The 17,026-nt window shown below is 65.5% G+C and carries 11 protein-coding genes; 2 read left to right on the top strand and 9 right to left on the bottom strand.

Features of this window, described 5'->3' with window-relative positions:
• Positions 1-8: 8 nt before the first annotated feature.
• Positions 9-647: a DUF938 domain-containing protein gene (locus Q0094_RS08275; protein WP_297618237.1), complete on the top strand. Its 639-nt coding sequence runs from the start codon at positions 9-11 to the stop codon at positions 645-647.
• On the opposite strand, the gene Q0094_RS08280 is transcribed toward Q0094_RS08275, so the two are convergent.
• The 9 genes from Q0094_RS08280 to Q0094_RS08320 all read right to left on the bottom strand — a co-directional run bounded on the left by Q0094_RS08280 (position 644) and on the right by Q0094_RS08320 (position 13,251).
• Positions 644-3,145 (bottom strand): FAD-dependent oxidoreductase, encoded by a 2,502-nt coding sequence (locus Q0094_RS08280; protein WP_297617658.1) that lies wholly within the window; start codon positions 3,143-3,145, stop codon positions 644-646. The genes Q0094_RS08275 and Q0094_RS08280 overlap by 4 nt on opposite strands.
• 269 nt (positions 3,146-3,414) lie before the next feature.
• Positions 3,415-4,491: a BMP family ABC transporter substrate-binding protein gene (locus tag Q0094_RS08285; protein WP_297617661.1), complete on the bottom strand. Its 1,077-nt coding sequence runs from the start codon at positions 4,489-4,491 to the stop codon at positions 3,415-3,417.
• 95 nt (positions 4,492-4,586) lie between these two features.
• Positions 4,587-5,510 carry an ABC transporter permease gene (locus tag Q0094_RS08290; protein WP_297617664.1) on the bottom strand — a complete coding sequence of 308 codons (924 nt, stop codon included), beginning with the start codon at positions 5,508-5,510 and terminating at the stop codon, positions 4,587-4,589.
• Entirely contained in the window at positions 5,507-6,592 is a 1,086-nt protein-coding gene (locus Q0094_RS08295) for an ABC transporter permease (RefSeq protein ID WP_297617667.1), read from the bottom strand. Before Q0094_RS08295 ends, Q0094_RS08290 begins: the two co-directional genes overlap by 4 nt.
• Positions 6,589-8,103 (bottom strand): ABC transporter ATP-binding protein, encoded by a 1,515-nt coding sequence (locus Q0094_RS08300; protein ID WP_297617670.1) that lies wholly within the window; start codon positions 8,101-8,103, stop codon positions 6,589-6,591. The genes Q0094_RS08295 and Q0094_RS08300 overlap by 4 nt, the downstream gene beginning before the upstream one ends.
• Positions 8,100-8,873 (bottom strand): xanthine dehydrogenase accessory protein XdhC, encoded by a 774-nt coding sequence (gene xdhC / locus Q0094_RS08305; RefSeq protein ID WP_297617673.1) that lies wholly within the window; start codon positions 8,871-8,873, stop codon positions 8,100-8,102. Before xdhC ends, Q0094_RS08300 begins: the two co-directional genes overlap by 4 nt.
• Positions 8,870-11,218 (bottom strand): xanthine dehydrogenase molybdopterin binding subunit, encoded by a 2,349-nt coding sequence (gene xdhB / locus Q0094_RS08310; protein WP_297617676.1) that lies wholly within the window; start codon positions 11,216-11,218, stop codon positions 8,870-8,872. The genes xdhC and xdhB overlap by 4 nt, the downstream gene beginning before the upstream one ends.
• Positions 11,215-12,615, bottom strand: a complete 1,401-nt coding sequence (xdhA, locus tag Q0094_RS08315; RefSeq protein ID WP_297617679.1) for a xanthine dehydrogenase small subunit — start codon at positions 12,613-12,615, stop codon at positions 11,215-11,217. Before xdhA ends, xdhB begins: the two co-directional genes overlap by 4 nt.
• 192 nt (positions 12,616-12,807) lie before the next feature.
• Positions 12,808-13,251: a J domain-containing protein gene (locus Q0094_RS08320; protein ID WP_297617682.1), complete on the bottom strand. Its 444-nt coding sequence runs from the start codon at positions 13,249-13,251 to the stop codon at positions 12,808-12,810.
• A 231-nt stretch (positions 13,252-13,482) separates the two neighbouring features.
• On the opposite strand from Q0094_RS08320, the gene dnaE reads away from it, so the two are divergent.
• Positions 13,483-17,016, top strand: a complete 3,534-nt coding sequence (dnaE, locus tag Q0094_RS08325; protein ID WP_297617685.1) for a DNA polymerase III subunit alpha — start codon at positions 13,483-13,485, stop codon at positions 17,014-17,016.
• Positions 17,017-17,026: the final 10 nt, after the last annotated feature.

A 17,026-nucleotide genomic window follows, 5' to 3' on the forward strand; every position in this document is an offset into this window, starting at 1 on the left:
CCCCGCCCATGTCCCCGCCCCATGCCCCGACCGCCGCGCCCGATCCGCGGCTTTCGGCCGCCGCGGCGCTCAGGAACCGTGACGCGATTGCAGCTGAGTTGATCCGCCTTGCCCCGCCACGGGGTCTTGCCCTGGAACTCGCCTCGGGCACGGGGGAACATGTGATCCGCTTTGCCGCCGCGATGCCCGGGCTGATCTGGCAGCCGACCGACCCCGACCCGACCCGCCGCGCATCCATCGCGGCATGGGCGGCCGACGCGGGCTTGGGAAACATCCGCGCGCCCCGGCATCTGGATGCGGCACAGCCCGGCTGGGCCAGGGATCACGGGCCGGCCGAATTGATCGTGCTGATCAACCTGTTGCACCTGATCTCGGGGCCTGCGGCGCGGACCCTGCTGGCCGAGGTGGCGGCGGCCCTTGCCCCGGGCGGCTGCTTTGCGCTTTATGGCCCCTTTTTGCGTGATGGGCGGACCACCAGCGATGGCGATGCGGCGTTCCACGCGGCTTTGCATGCGCAAGACCCGGCCATCGGTTACAAGGATGCGGCCGATGTGGCCGGCCTGCTGCAAGATGCCGGGCTGGTCCATGCGGGCACCATCATGATGCCCGCCAACAATCTGCTGATGGCGTTCGGCCGCCCGGCCTAGCCGTCGGCCCGGATGGCCGCGTTCTGCGGATCATAGGGGCTGTCTTCGGTCACCACCGCATCCCAGAGATCGCGGAACATGCGCAGCTTGAGCCGGGTGCCGGGCTTTGCCAGATCGGGGCGCACATAGCCCATGCCGATCTGCTTGCCAAAGGCCACCGAATAGCCCCCCGAGGTCAGCCGCCCGATCTTTTGCCCGTCATGCAACAGCGCCTCGCGCCCCCATGGATCGGCATCGGCCGGCCCGTCGATCAGGACCGTGACACAGGCGGCGCGAATCCCCGTGGCCAGCATGCGGGCCTTGCCGGTGAAATCCTTGTCCAGATCGACGAAGCGATCGAGCCCCGCCTCGAGCGGCGTGGCATCGCGCCCCAGTTCCGTGCCAAAGGCGCGATAGCTCTTTTCCTGCCGGAGCCAGTTCTGCGCCCGCGCCCCCACCAGCGTCAGCCCGTGTTTTTCGCCCGCGGTCATCAACTGGTCCCACAGATGGCGCTGCATCTCGATGGGATGGTGCAATTCCCAGCCCAGCTCGCCCGTATAGGCCACCCGGATCGCGCGCACCGGGCACATGCCCAGTTCGATGGTGCGCATCGACAGCCACGGGAAGCGCTTGTTGCCAAGCACCGTGTCCGGGTCGGCGTCCCTGACGATCTCGGCCAGCACGGCGCGCGATCTGGGGCCGGCGAGGGCAAAGACACCCCATTGCGTGGTGACGTCATGGATATCGACATATCCGCCGCCTGTGCCCATGAAATCCTCGGCCGACTTGATCAGGTAATCGGCGTCATAGGCGGTCCATGCCCCCGCGGAGACAAGGTAGTATTCCTGCTCGGCCAGCCGCACGATGGTATATTCCGTGCGCACCGTGCCGGCATTGGTCAGCGCATAGGTCAGGTTGATCCGGCCCACCTTGGGCAGCCGGTTGGTGGTGAAACGGTCCAGAAAGGCCGTGGCCCCCGGCCCGCGCACCAGATGCTTGGTGAAGGCCGTCGCATCGATCAGACCCACGCCGTGCCGGATCGCCTGGGCCTCGGCGCGGGCATGGGTCCACCAGCCCCCGCGCCGGAAACTGCGCGTGTCGTGGTCGAACCCCTCGGGCGCATCCTTGGGCCCGTAGTAATTCGGCCGCTCCCAGCCATTGACCTGCCCGAATTGCGCACCCAGCGCCTTTTGCCGGTCATAGACGGGCGCGGTGCGCAAGGGGCGGCAGGCTTCGCGTTCCTCATCGGGATGGTGCAGGATGAAGACGTGCTCGTAGCATTCCTCGTTCTTGCGCGCGGCATATTCGGTGGTCATCCAGGACCCGTAGCGCTTGGGGTCAAGGGCGGCCATGTCGATCTCGGCCTCGCCTTCGACCATCATCTGCGCAAGGTAATGGCCCGTGCCGCCCGCCGCCGTGATCCCGAACGAGAAGCCTTCGGCAAGCCACATGTTGCGCAGGCCCGGTGCCGGGCCGACCAGCGGATTGCCGTCGGGGGTGTAACAGATCGGGCCGTTGTAATCATCCTTCAGCCCCACCGTTTCCGAGGAGGGAATGCGGTGGATCATGCTCATGTATTCCGCCTCGATCCGCTCCAGATCCAGCGGGAAGAGATCGGCGCGAAAGCTTTCGGGAACGTCATATTCAAAACAGGCGGGCGCGCCCCGCTCATAGGGGCCGAGGATCCAGCCGCCGCGTTCCTCGCGGACATACCATTTGGCGTCGGCATCACGCAAAACCGGATGTTCGCCATGCGACTTGCGCCATTCGACCAGCGCGGGGTCGGGTTCGGTCACGATATACTGATGCTCGACCGGAATGGCGGGGATCTTGATCCCCAACAGGCGGGCGGTCCGCTGGGCGTGGTTGCCGGTGGCGGTGACCACATGTTCGGCGGTGATGATCACCTGCTCATCCGACGGCACCAGATTGCCGCCCTTTTCCACCATCTTTGTCGCGGTCACGCGCCAGTCTGTGCCGGTCCAGGCATAGCCGTCGACCTGCCATTTCCGTTCGATCGCGACACCACGCTGGCGCGCGCCCTTGGCCATGGCCATGGTGACATCGGCGGGGTTTATGTAGCCATCGGTCGGATGATAGATCGCGCCCTTCAGATCCTCGGTCCGCACGAGCGGCCAGCGTGCCTTGATCTCGGCCGGGGTCAGCCATTCATGGGCGATCCCGACCGTTTCGGCGGTGGTGGCATAGAGCATGTATTCATCCATGCGCGCATCCGTCTGGGCCATGCGCAGATTGCCCACCACCGAAAACCCGGCGTTCAGACCGGTTTCCGCCTCGAGCGTCTTGTAGAACTTGACCGAATGGTCGTGGATGTGGCTGGTCGCGAACCCCATGTTGAACAGCGGCAAAAGCCCTGCCGCATGCCAGGTGGAGCCGCTGGTCAACTCGTCGCGCTCCAAAAGCATCACGTCGTGCCAGCCCGCGCGGGCCAGATGATAGGCAATCGAGGTGCCGACGGCGCCGCCGCCGACAACAAGGGCTTTGACATGCGTTTTCATGGCCGGGCGGGTCCTTTGGGAATGGGCGCGGAAATCCACGCCCTACCTGCCCGAGTGGCGCGGCTTGCGCCACACCCACCCGACCGAAATCGATACGAAAGCGACATGACCTGGCCCGGCCTCTGCCTTTGCGAAACATTCCGGGCCAGCCCGGAACAGGCGGGGCAGAGCGCCCGAATTTTCGTACGAAAATTCGCACCCCCGTTTTGCTGCGCAAAACGAAAAAGGCCCGCCGGACAGGCGGGCCTTTCGCGACAAGGCAAGATGGATCAGTTCGGGATTTCGCCGGTGATGCCTTCGACATAGAAGTTCATGCCCAAAAGCGTGCCGTCATCGGCCACTTCGCCCGCAGCCAGCCAGGCCGAGCCGTCTTGCTTGTTGATCGGGCCGGTGAAGGGGTGATAGGTTCCCGCCTTCAGCGCATCGATCATCACCTGCGCCGAAGCGCGCACCTCGGCCGGGATCGCCTCGGTCAGCTCGCCGATCACGACCATGCCCTCGGGCATGCCTTCCCAGATGTCGGACTGTGTCCATGTGCCGTCCATCGCTTCACCGACACGACGGATGTAATAGGGCGTCCAGTTGTCGATGATCGAGGCCACGCGGGGGCGGGGCGCGAACTGGATCATGTCGGATGCCTGGCCAAAGGAGATGATGCCGGCTTCCTGAGCCACGGTCTGGGGTGCGGTCGAATCGGTGTGCTGCATGATCACATCCGCGCCCGCATCGATCAGCGCCTGTGCGGCATCCGCCTCGATCGCGGGATCGAACCAGGTATAGGCCCAGACGACGCGGAACTCGACATCGGGGTTGACCGCGCGCGCGTGCAGGAAGGCCGAGTTGATGCCCTGGATCACCTCGGGGATCGGATAGGACCCGATGTAGCCGATGATGTTGCTTTCCGTCATCTGCCCTGCGATGTGTCCGAGGACGGCGCGGCCTTCATAGAAGCGGGCGTTGTAGGTCGAAACATTGGAATGCTCGCGCATGTAACCCGTCGCATGCTCGAAATAGACATCGGGAAACTTGGCCGCCACCGCATTGGTCGCTTCGCCATATCCGAAGGAGGTGGTAAAGACCATGTCCGCACCGCCAAGGATCATCTGGGTGATCGACCGCTCTGCATCGGCGCCTTCGGGCACGCTTTCCAGATAGACGGTTTCGACAGCGTCGCCGTAATGGGCTTCCACGGCCAGGCGTGCCTGATCATGTTCGTAGGTCCAGCCGTAGTCACCGGGCGTGCCGACATAGATGAAGCCGACCTTGAAGGGGTCTTGCGCAACAGCCGGCAGCGCAAGGCCCATGGCCAATGCGGCCGATGCAAGAAGTTTTGGCAGCAGTTTCATTCAGATATCCTCCAGTTTGGATAGGGGGTAAGGATGCGCGCTGGCGCGTGCGGGGTGGATTGTGTGTCTGGTGTCTGTCGCATGCGCATGCGCCCTCATCCAGATGCATGAAAGATGCGGCCCAGCATGGCGGGCGCGTTCAGCGCGGCCCGCGACCGGTCCGACGAGATGATCACCAGCACGATGATCGTGATCAGATAGGGCGAGGCATCCAGAAGCGCCACCGGAACCCCCACCTCGGCGGCCTGCAGGCGCAACTGCAGCGCCGCGATCCCGCCAAACAGCCACGCGCCCAGCAGCACGCGCCACGGCTTCCACGACGCAAAGACGACCAGCGCCAGGGCGATCCAGCCTGCACCGGCTGTCATCGCCTCAAGCCAGTTCTGCACGCGCACCACCGACAAGAACGCCCCGCCAAGCCCGGCACAGGCGCCGCCGAACAAGATGGCCGCGATGCGGATGCGCACCACCTTGTAGCCCAGCGCATGGGCGGCATCGTGGTTTTCGCCCACCGCCCGCAGCACCAGCCCGATCCGTGTGCGCGTCAGGCCATACCAGACCGCTGCCACCAGAATCAGCGCCACATAGACCAGCACCGAATGCGAAAACAAGATCGGTCCGGCAACCGGGATATCGTGCAACGCGTCCGGAAAGGGGCGGAACACCGCAGGCAAGGCCAGCCCGCCATAGCCCACCCCGATCAGCGCGGCCAGACCCAGCCCGAACAGCGTCAGCGCCAACCCCGAAGCGACCTGATTGGCCAGCAGGATCTGGGTCAGGATGGCGAACAGGAAAGCCAGCGCAATTCCCCCGCCCATGCCCGCCACGAACCCCAGAAAGGCCGAACCGCTGTGATGGGCCACGACAAAGCCACAGACCGCGCCCATGATCATCATCCCCTCGACCCCGAGGTTGAGCACGCCCGCCTTTTCCACCACCAATTCGCCGATGGCCGCCAAAAGGATGGGGGTTGCCACCGTGATCAGCGCGACGATCAACGTGACGGGATCCACGATCATGCCAAGGCCCCCCGCTTTCGCCTGATCCGGTAATTGGCCATCACATCCAGCGCCAGAAGAAAGAACAACAGCATCCCCTGAAATGCCTGTATCGCAGGGGCCGGAATGCCCAGCATCAGCTGCGCCAATTCCCCCCCGATAAAGGTCAGGGCCATCAAGAGCCCCGCCAGCAGGATGCCGATCGGGTTGAGCCGCCCCAGAAACGCCACGATGATCGCCGTGAACCCGTAGCCCACATTGAAATCGATCGAGATGCGACCGGCGGGCCCCGCCACTTCGAACAGCCCCGCCGCCCCCGCCAGCGCGCCTGACACCCCCATGCACAAGATCACCAGACGGCCCGCATTCACCCCGCCAAAGCCCGCCGCGCGCGGCGCCTGGCCCGCCAGCCGGATCTGATAGCCCAAGATGTGCCGCGTCATGATCACATGGGCCGCGATCACCGCGACAAAGGCCGCCACGACCCCCAGATGCATCCCCGTGCCGGCGATCAGTTCCGGATTGTCGGTGCCCGCATGGCGCGCCAGATTGCGCGACCCCGGAAAGCCCGAGCCTTCGGGATTGCGCAGCCATCCCGTCGCGGCGGAGGCCAGCATGGCCTCGGCGACATAGACCAGCAACAGCGACACGAGGATCTCGTTGGTGCGCGCATAGACCCGCAAAAGCGCGGGGATCATCGCCCAAAGCACGCCCCCGGTCAGCCCCGCCACCAGCATGCCCGGAAAGATCAGCGGGTGGGTCGATGGCCAGAACGCCAGCCCGAACGCCGCGCCGCACAGCGCGCCCACGATATACTGACCCTCGGCCCCGATGTTCCAGATCCCCGCCCGGAAACCCAGCGAAAGCCCGATCGCGATCAAGATCAGCGGCCCCGCCTTGACCAGCAGCTGGGGCCGTGAATAGCCCGCGAATTGCTCGGAAAACAGCGGATCCCAGAAGATGATGCGGATCGCCTCGACCGGATCCTTGCCCAGCGCCGCAAACATCGCGCCGCCCGCGATCATGGTCAGAAGCACCGCCAGAACCGGGCCGCCGATGACCCAGGCCTGTGCCGGCTGGGGGCGCTTTTCCAGAACGATCATGCCACGGCCTCATGCATGTCATGCGCCCCGCCCAGCATCAGGCCGATCTCTTCCATGCTCAGGCCGCGTGCGGGTCGTGGCGCCGAAAGCCGACCCTCACTCAGCGCGCAGAACCGGTCCGAGATTTCCAGCAGCTCATCGAGATCCTGGCTGATCACGATCACCGCTGCCCCGCCCTGCGCCAGATCCAGCAAGGCTTGGCGGATCGCGGCGGCCGCGCTTGCATCCACCCCCCATGTCGGCTGGTTGACCACCAGAACCATGGGCTCTTGCAAGATTTCACGCCCGATCACGAATTTCTGCAGATTGCCCCCCGACAGCGCGCGGGCCGCCACCCAGGGCCCCGGTGTGCGCACGTCGAAGCGGCTGATGATGCGGTTGGCGAATGCGCGCGTCCTGGCCCAATCCACAAAGCCGTGCCTGTCCAAACCCTGTCTGAGCCGCCCGGTCAAAAGCGCGTTTTCCGTCAGGCTCATCTCTGGGGCGGCTGCGTGGCCCAACCGTTCCTCGGGGGCACACAACAGGCCCAGCGCGCGCCGCGCATTCGGACCCAATGCGCCGATGCCCTGTTGCTTGAACATGATCGCGTCGGGCGCCACCCGTGTTTCACCCGACAGCGCCGCCAAAAGTTCATCTTGGCCATTGCCCGCGACACCACCAATCCCCAGCACCTCGCCTTCCCGCACCAAAAAGGCGATATCGCGCAGCGCGGTGCCAAACGGGTTGGCCGGTGTCGCACTCAGCGCCCGGACCTCCAGCAGCACTGCGCCGGGGTCATGATCCGGGCGCGCGGGCTGGCTCAAGGATTTGCCCACCATCAATTCGGCCATATGTGCGGCCGTTACCTCGCGCGGGGTGCAGGCGCCGACCTTGCGCCCCAGCCGCAAGATCGTGGCCGCATCGCACAGCGTGCGGATTTCCTCAAGCTTGTGCGAAATATACAAGATCGCCGTGCCCTCGGCCGCCAGCTTGCGCAGGGTGTGAAACAGGATCTCGACCTCTTGCGGGGTCAGCACCGATGTGGGCTCATCCATGATCAAGAGCTTGGGGTCTTGCAACAGACAGCGGATGATCTCGACCCGCTGGCGTTCGCCCGCGCTCAGATCGCCCACCAGCCGATGCGGATCAAGCGGCAGGCCATAGGTCTGGCTTACCGTGGTAATCCGTTGGGCCAGGTCGCGCGATTTCGGCGGATCTTCCATGCCCAGCGCGATGTTCTCGGCCACGCTCAAGGCCTCGAACAGGCTGAAATGCTGAAACACCATCGCCACGCCCGCCGCGCGCGCGGCCCGCGGCGCGCCCGGCGCATAGGCAGCGCCGCGCAACCGCATCGTGCCGCGGTCGGGCTTGACCAGCCCATAGATCATCTTGACCAGAGTGGATTTGCCCGCACCGTTTTCACCCAAAAGCGCGTGGATCTCGCCGGGTGCAATCGAAAAAAAGATATCGTCATTGGCCACGACGCCCGGATAGGCCTTGCAAAGCCCCTCGATCTCCAAGAGCGCCGTCACGTCGTGATCACTTTCCCCGGGTGGATCGGCTTGGCTGCCGATTCCTTGTGCAGATGCTCTGTCAGTAGCCGCCCGGCCACCCCGACGGCAATGGCTTGCGGATGTCTGCCAAGCCGCGGGTCGCCGATGGGGCAGGCAATGCGCGAAATTTCGGCATCCTTGCACCCCAATGCCTTGAGGCGCGCCTGAAATCGCGCCCATTTGGTGTCTGATCCGATCAACCCGCAACTGGCAAAGCCTTGGGCAAGTGCGGCGTGACACAGCGCCAGATCGATCTCGTGGCTATAGGTGAGGATCAGGTGATGGGCGGCTTTGGGGGCATGCGCCATCAGCCGGGGCATGTCGGCGGTCACCACCCGGTCGACGCCGTCGGGGATCTGGGCGGGAAAGCGCGTGGCGCTGTCATCGATCCAGGTGATCGCCACCTCTGGCAAGGGGGCCATGACCGCCACGACCGCGCGCCCGACATGGCCCGCCCCCCAGACCCAGAGCGGTGCGCCTTCGGGCCGCTCGAGCGATCGGGCCGCCTCGAAACGCAAACCGACCGCGCCGCCGCAACACTGCCCCAGGCCGGGGCCCAGCGGCAGGCGGTGATCGGCGCGGTCCTGACCGTCGGCCAGCATCTGACGTGCGATGCGCATCGCCTCCCATTCCAGCGCGCCGCCCCCGATGGTGCCCACAATGTCATCCGCGCGCACCAGCATCGCGGCCCCAACCTCGCGCGGGGCGGAACCTTGCACGCTTGAAACCGTGACGCGGATGCCGGTCATTGCACCCCCCGCGCCCGGTCGACCGCCGCCAGCACCGCCTCGGGCGTGGCGGGGGCCTGAAGATCGGGGTAATGCCGCCCGCAAGCAGCGCAGGCATCCGACAGCGCCATCAGCACGCTGATCCCCAGCATGAAGGGTGGTTCCCCCACCGCCTTGGAGCGATAGATCGTTTCGGCGCGGTTGGGCTGATCCCAGAGCGCCACGTTGAAGACGGGCGGCCGGTCCGAGCAGGCGGGGATCTTGTAGGTCGAGGGCGCATGGGTTCTCAGCCGCCCGCCATCGTCCCAGACCAGTTCTTCGGTCGTCAGCCAGCCCGCGCCCTGAACAAACCCGCCCTCCACCTGCCCGATATCGAGGGCGGGGTTCAGGCTGGCGCCCGCATCATGCAAGATGTCGGTGCGCAAGATGCGGTTCTCGCCGGTCAATGTGTCGATCACCACCTCTGAGCAGGCCGCACCATAGGCAAAGTAGAAAAACGGCTGGCCCTTGCCCGCGATCCTGTCCCACGCGATGCCGGGCGTTGCGTAAAAGCCGGTCGCGCTCAACGACACGCGCGCCTGATAGGCGTGCTGCACGGCGCTGGCAAAGGGCATCTCTGCACCATTCGCCCGCACCATGCCCGCCTCGAATACCACCGAGGCTGCATCGGATTGCAACAGCGGCGCCACCACTGCCGCGATCCGGGCGCGGATCGCATCGCAGGCGGCCTGAACCGCCATGCCATTCAGGTCGCTGCCCGAACTGGCTGCCGTGGCCGAGGTGTTGGGCACCTTGCCCGTATCGGTCGCGGTGATCTTGACCCGGTCCATTCCCACCCCGAACCGCGCCGCCGCCACCTGTGCCACCTTCTGAAACAGGCCCTGGCCCATTTCGGTGCCGCCATGGTTGAGCTGGATGGACCCGTCCTGATAGACATGCACCAGCGCGCCCGCCTGATTGAGATGGGTGAGGGTAAAGGATATTCCGAACTTGACCGGCGTCAGCGCGATGCCCCGCTTCAGCACCGGCTGCGCGGCGTTCCAGGCCGCAATCGCCGCGCGCCGGCGGTCGTGGTCGCAGCTTTCGGCCAGCCGGGCGGTCATCGCGCCAAGGATGAAATCGGTGACCTGCATCCCATAGGGCGTCACCCCGGCCCTGGCGGGCGCCCCCCCCATCTTGGCTTCCGAAATACTCCCGCCGGAGGCTCCCGCAGGTGCCACCGGCGCCTCGGGGTAATAGTTGCGCCGCCGCACCTCTAGCGGGTCGCGGCCGAGCCTGTGGGCGATATGGTCCATCACCCGTTCGATCCCCGCCATGCCTTGCGGCCCGCCAAAGCCGCGAAAGGCCGTGGCGCTCTGGTGGTTGGTGCGCAATCGGTGCGAGGTGATGCGCGCGGCTTGCAGATCATAGGCATTGTCGGCATGCAGCATCGCCCGGTCGGCCACCGGCAGCGACAGGTCCATCGACCAGCCGCAGCGCAGGTAATGGGTGACATCCACCCCCAGCACGCGGCCCGTGTCGTCAAAGCCTGCGCGATAGTCGATGCGGATGTCATGGCGTTTGCCCGTCACCATGAAATCATCGTCCCGGTCATAACGCATCTTGGCGGGCCGGCCCGTGCGCGCGGCCACCACCGCACAGGCAATCGCCAGCGCATTGCCCTGGCTTTCCTTGCCGCCAAAGCCGCCGCCCATCCGCCGCACCTCTACCCGCACGCCATGCATGGCCACGCCCAACGCATCGGCCACCTTGTGCTGGATCTCGGTCGGATGCTGGCTTGAGGCGTGGATGACCATGTCGCCGCCTTCCTGCGGCAGGGCTAGTGCGGCCTGACCTTCGAGATAGAAATGCTCCTGCCCGCCCAGTTCGATGCGGCCCTCGATGCGATGGGGGGCTGCATCCAGCGCGGCCTCGACATCGCCCCGCCCATAGATGCGCGGGCCATCTTCGAAGCGGGAATTGGCGGCGAGCGCCGCCTCGATGGTCAGGATCGGTGGCTCTTCGGCATAGTCGATCCGCGCCAGTCGTGCCGCCCGACGCGCGGCCAGATGGCTGGTGGCCGCCACCAGAAAGATCGGCTGTCCCAGATAGTGAACCGCCCCATCGCTCACCAGCGGTTCGTCATGGGCTGCGGGCGCACAATCGGGGATGGTGTCGAAATCCGCCCCCGACAGCACCAGCGCCACGCCGGGCGCCGCGCGCACCGCCGCCACGTCCAGCGCGGTGATCCGCCCGCGCGCGACGCTCGACAGCCCAAAGGCCAGATGCAGGCAATCGGCCGGCATGGGGATATCGTCGATATAGCGCGCCTGACCCGTCACATGGAGGGGCGCTGCATCATGGGGCAGGGACCGGTTCACGCTCATGCCCCGACCTCCAGCACATTGACGGCACGGCCCATGCTTTCGTGGAAATGCCGTGTCAGCATGGCTTGTGCGGCGCGCAACCGATACGCGGCCGAGGCGCGCATATCCGAGAGCGGTGTGAAATCCAGCGCGAAACCCGCGCTGGCCTGTGCGATGGTGGCTTCGGTCCAGGGCTGGCCGATCAGTGCCGCCTCGACGGCCCGGGCGCGTCTGGGCGTGCCGGCCATGCCGCCAAAGGCGATGCGCGCGGCCGTCACGACACCATCCGCACGCGCGATGTTGAAGGCACCGCAGACGGCCGAGATATCCTGGTCAAAGCGTTTGGACAGCTTGTAACAGGCAAGCCGGTCGGGCTGGACCGGAAAGCTGACGCTTTCGACGAATTCGCCCGGGCTGCGGTCTTGCTTGCCATAGGCGACAAAGAAATCCTCAAGCGCCACGCTGCGCCGGGCATCGCCTTTGCGCAGATGCAGGGTTGCCCCCAATGCGATCAGCGCGGGCGGGCTGTCACCGATGGGCGAGCCATTGGCGATGTTGCCACCGACCGTGGCGGCCGCGCGCACCTGTGCCGATCCATAACGGCGGATCAATTCGGCGAAACCGGGGTGGCGGTCCGCCATGGCGGTGCCCAATTCGGCGATGGTGGTCATCGCCCCGATGCGGATCGTGTCGCCATCTGCATGGATCCCGCGCAGATCGGCGCATTGGTTCAGGAACGCGACCGGCCCCAGATCGCGCAAGCCCTTGGTCACCCAAAGCCCCACATCTGTCGCGCCTGCGATCAGCGTGGCGTCGGGATGGGCCAGATACCAATCGGCCAGCTCATCGGCAGACCGGGGGCAAGCGGCGGGCGGATGCGCGCCGCTGTGCGTTTGTGAAACGATGACGCCCGCATCGCCCAGCCTTTGGGCATCGGCCCGCATCCAGTCAGGGATCGGGGCCGATGCCGCCGCCCTTGCGGCCCGGATGATCGGCGCATAGCCCGTGCAGCGGCACAGATTGCCGGCCAGTTGGTCGTCATGGTCGCGCCGTCCGTTCAGATGCGCCACCGCCATCGACACGACAAAGCCCGGCGTGCAAAAGCCGCATTGCGATCCGTGGTGTTCGACCATCGCCTGTTGCACCGGGTGCAGACCCCCATCGGGCGCGGCAATGCCTTCGACGGTGCGCACCGCGCGCCCGTCGAGCTGGGGCAAGAACAAGATACAGGCATTGAGCGCGCGGGCGCTGCCATCGGGGTCGGTCACCATCACCGTGCAGGCGCCGCAATCGCCTTCGTTGCAGCCCTCCTTGGTGCCGGTCAACCCGCGCTGCTCGCGCAACCAATCAAGCAGCGTCACCGTCGGCGCCGCCGCGACATCATGCGGCGCCCCGTTCAGAAGAAACCGGATACCCATCGTGATCTCAGCCTGCCGCGATACCATCGGGGGTGGTCGTCCGGCCTTCGATGCGGCGTAGAAGGCGGCCCCGTTTTGTTGACTGACCGCTGCCTATCCAAACGAGGTTGCAGCCCCAATGCAAGCCTGCGCCCCGGCTTTGCCCGGATGTTGCCCGTGAAAATCACGGATCTGCAGCAATTTCAGCGATACTTACCAGACGCCAAGGCAGCGTGCCCGCGGCCCCGGGGCAAAGATCCGCCGTGCCTCCAGAAAACAGGCGCGCGCTGCTGCACGGGCAGCATCATGGCCGTGCCCGGTCGGGCGACCCGCTGGCACCGGCGCTGGCACCGGCACCGCATGGGGTGCAACGCGCGCTTGCGCGGCATGGTCGTGGGCCGATTGCGGGGCGGGGCCCTTGGGTGGGGCGATGTTGTCCGATCGGGCAGGGCGGTCGGTCGGCCGGGCGCGACAGGCTCTTGCCCGATCCGCGCGCGCCCATGCCAGAGCGGTGTCAAGCGCATCGTTGATTTCGGCCAGCTTGCGGCTTGTCTCGGCCCGGTCGCCGCGGGCCTGATCGGGATGGAGCGTGCGCACCAGAGCTTTCCACGCCCGGCGCAGTTCGACCGCGTCGGCACCCGGTGTCGCCCCCAACATGGCAAACGCGGCGCGTGTGCGAAGGGTCAGCTCAGGATGATGACTGTGCGGAATCGCTCACGCTCCATGGCACAAAGGGTCAGATTGCGGCAAATTTCTCACAAGAACAGCTAAAATGCACGCTAAATCCGTGCCGTTTCCCGGTCAGCCTGCAGCGCGCCATAGCGAGTGCCGCCGTCGCGCCGGGGGTTTGGGCTTCACGTTGCGCGCCCCTCAGGATAGGCTCTCGCCATGGCCGATCCGCGATTCATCCATCTGCGACTGCACACCGAGTATTCCTTGCTCGAAGGGGCGATGCGGGTCAAAAAGCTGCCCGGGATGGTGGCCGATGCCGGCATGCCTGCGGTGGCGGTGACCGACAGCAACAACATGTTTTGCGCGCTGGAGTTTTCGGAAACCGCCGCGAAATCCGGGGTGCAGCCCATCATCGGATGTCAGATCGATGTGGCCCATGACCCGGTCCGCCCCGGCGAGCGAGCGGTGCCGCCCGCGGCCCTTGTGTTGCTGGCACAAGACCGGCAGGGCTACGAGAACCTGATGACCCTGAATTCCGCGCTTTATCTGCGCGGCGATGGCAGCGTGCCGCATGTCACGCTGGACGAACTGGCCGCCCATGGCGCCGGGCTGATCTGTTTGAGCGGCGGGCCGGATGGGCCGCTTGGGCGGCTGCTTCAGACCGGCAACACGGCCAAGGCCGAGGCGCTGCTGACGCGGCTTTGCGCGATCTATCCCGACCGGCTTTACATCGAGTTGCAGCGCCACCCCGGCGAGGGCGGATTGACCCCGGCCGAGCGCCTGACCGAGCGGCCCAGCATCGAATTGGCCTATGCGCGCAACCTGCCGCTTGTGGCCACAAACGACGTCTATTTCCCCAAGCCCGAGATGTTCGAGGCCCATGACGCCATGATCTGCATTGCGCAAGGCGCCTATGTCGATCAGGCCGAACCGCGCCGCCGACTGACGCCGCAGCATTATTTCAAATCGCCCGAGGAAATGGCGGCGCTGTTCGCCGATCTGCCCGAGGCGCTGGACAACACCGTCGAGATCGCGCGCCGCTGCGCGTATCGCGCGCGCACCCACGCGCCGATCCTGCCGCGCTTTGCCGAGGATGAGGTCGAGGAATTGCGCCGTCAGGCCCGTGCGGGGCTTGCGGCGCGGCTTGCCGTCATCCCCCATGCAGCCCCGGTCGCAGAATATCAGGCGCGTCTCGATTTCGAACTTGGCATCATCGAGCGGATGGGATTTCCCGGCTATTTCCTGATCGTGGCCGATTTCATCAAATGGGCCAAGGATCAGGAAATTCCCGTGGGCCCCGGTCGCGGTTCGGGCGCGGGCAGCCTTGTGGCCTATGCGCTGACCATCACCGATCTGGACCCGCTGCGCTACAGCTTGCTGTTCGAGCGGTTCTTGAACCCCGAACGTGTGTCGATGCCCGATTTCGACATCGATTTCTGCATGGATCGCCGCGAAGAGGTGATCCGCTATGTGCAAGAGAAATACGGCCGCGACCGGGTGGGCCAGATCATCACCTTCGGCGCGCTTTTGTCCAAGGCCGCGGTGCGCGATGTGGGGCGTGTGCTTCAGATGCCCTTTGGTCAGGTCGACCGTCTGTCCAAGATGATCCCGCTTGACGGGGTCAAGCCTGTCTCGATCACGCAGGCCGTGACGCAAGAGGAACGCATTCGCGCGGAAATGCGCGAAACCGAACAAGACCGCCGCGAGGGGCGCACCAACCCGGTGCGGCGCCTGTTCGATTATGCCGAAAAGATCGAGGGGCTGCTCAGGAACGCGTCGACCCATGCGGCGGGCGTGGTGATTGCGGATCGTCCGCTGGATGCGCTGGTGCCGATCTACCGCGATCCGCGATCCGACATGCCCGCCACCCAGTTCAACATGAAATGGGTGGAACCCGCGGGTTTGGTAAAGTTCGATTTTCTGGGGCTCAAGACCCTGACCGTGGTGCAAAACGCCATCGATCTGATCCATGCCTCGGGTCGCCAGTTGCACGAAGCCCCCGATGGCGCCCGGCTCTATGATCCCGCGCCGGGGGCGGAAAACCAGATCAACGCCATCCCGCTTGACGATGCGAAAACCTATGAGCTTTACGCCTCTGCCAGGACGGTCGCGGTGTTTCAGGTGGAAAGCTCAGGGATGATGGATGCGCTGCGGCGCATGCGCCCGACCTGCATCGAGGATATCGTGGCGTTGGTGGCACTCTACCGCCCCGGCCCGATGGAAAACATCCCCGCCTATTGCGAGGTCAAGAACGGCCAGCGCGCGCTCGAATCGATCCACCCGTCGATCGACCATATCCTCAAGGAAACCCAAGGCATCATCGTCTATCAGGAACAGGTGATGGAAATCGCGCAGGTCATGGCGGGCTATTCGCTGGGGGGCGCCGATCTGTTGCGCCGTGCGATGGGCAAGAAGATCGCCGAAGAAATGGCCAAGGAGCGCCCGAAATTCATCGAAGGCGCGACCGCCAATGGCGTCAGCCAGCAAAAGGCCGGCGAGGTTTTCGACCTGCTCGAGAAATTCGCCAATTACGGCTTCAACAAATCCCACGCTGCTGCCTATGCCGTGGTCAGCTATCAGACCGCATGGCTCAAGGCCAACCATCCGGTCGAATTCATGGCTGCGGTGATGAATTGCGACATCCACCTGACCGAAAAACTGGCCGTCTACCGGCAAGAGGTGGCGCGCATGGGCATCAAGGTGGTGGCGCCTTGTGTGAACCGCTCGGCCGCCACCTTTGCCGTGGACAACGGGCGCATCCTGTATGCGCTGGGCGCGCTCAAGAATGTGGGCGTGGACGCCATGCGCCTGATCGTTGCCGCGCGCCAGACCGGCAGCGGCGGCGAAAAACCCTTCAGATCCGTCTTTGATCTGGCCCGGCGCGTCGATCTGAAAAGGGTGGGCAAGCGCCCATTGGAGATGCTGGTGCGCGCGGGGGCCTTTGACACGCTCGACCGTAACCGCGCCCGTGTCTTTGCCGGGCTGGATGCGCTGGTCGCCTATTCGGCGGCGATCCATGATGCGGCTGCCTCTGATCAGGTGTCGCTTTTTGGTGCGGCGGGCGATGATCTGCCCGAGCCGCGCCTGCCCGATCCCGAGGATTGGCTGCCAACCGAACGGCTGGCGGGCGAACATGCCGCCATCGGTTTCTACCTGTCGGGCCATCCGCTGGATGATTACCTGCCCGCACTCAGGCGCAAGGGCGTGCAGACGCTGGCCGAAGTCACCCAGAAGGTGCAGGGCGGGGCCTTTGTCGCCCGCATGGCAGGCGCGGTATCCTCGCGCCAGGAACGCAAATCGCAAAAGGGCAACCGCTTTGCCTTTGTGGCGCTGTCCGATCCCACGGGGCTCTACGAGGTCACCATGTTCTCCGATGTGCTCGATGCCGCGCGGCCGCATCTGGAGACGGGGATGAACATCCTGTTGCAGGTCGAGGCCACCCTTGAGGCCGATCAACTCAAGCTTCTGTGCCGTGGCGTGCAGCCGCTGGATGCGGCGGTGGCTGCGCAATCGAGCGGGCTGCGGGTCTTTGTGGAGGGCGAGGCGGGCATCGCCTCGGTCCGCTCGCTTTTGGCGCGCATGGCCGAAGGGGCGCCACGTACGGCGCGCGGCCCGATCCATCTGTGCCTGATGGCCCCCGACCTGCCCGGCGAGGTCGAGCTGATCTTGGGCGATGATTTCCCTGTCTCGCCCCAGATCAAGGGCGCGCTGCGCTCGATGGAGGGGGTCGTGACGGTCGAAGAGGTGTGACCCCTTTCCA

The sequence above is a fragment of the uncultured Roseicyclus sp. genome, assembly GCF_937892565.1.
Lineage (GTDB): Bacteria > Pseudomonadota > Alphaproteobacteria > Rhodobacterales > Rhodobacteraceae > Roseicyclus.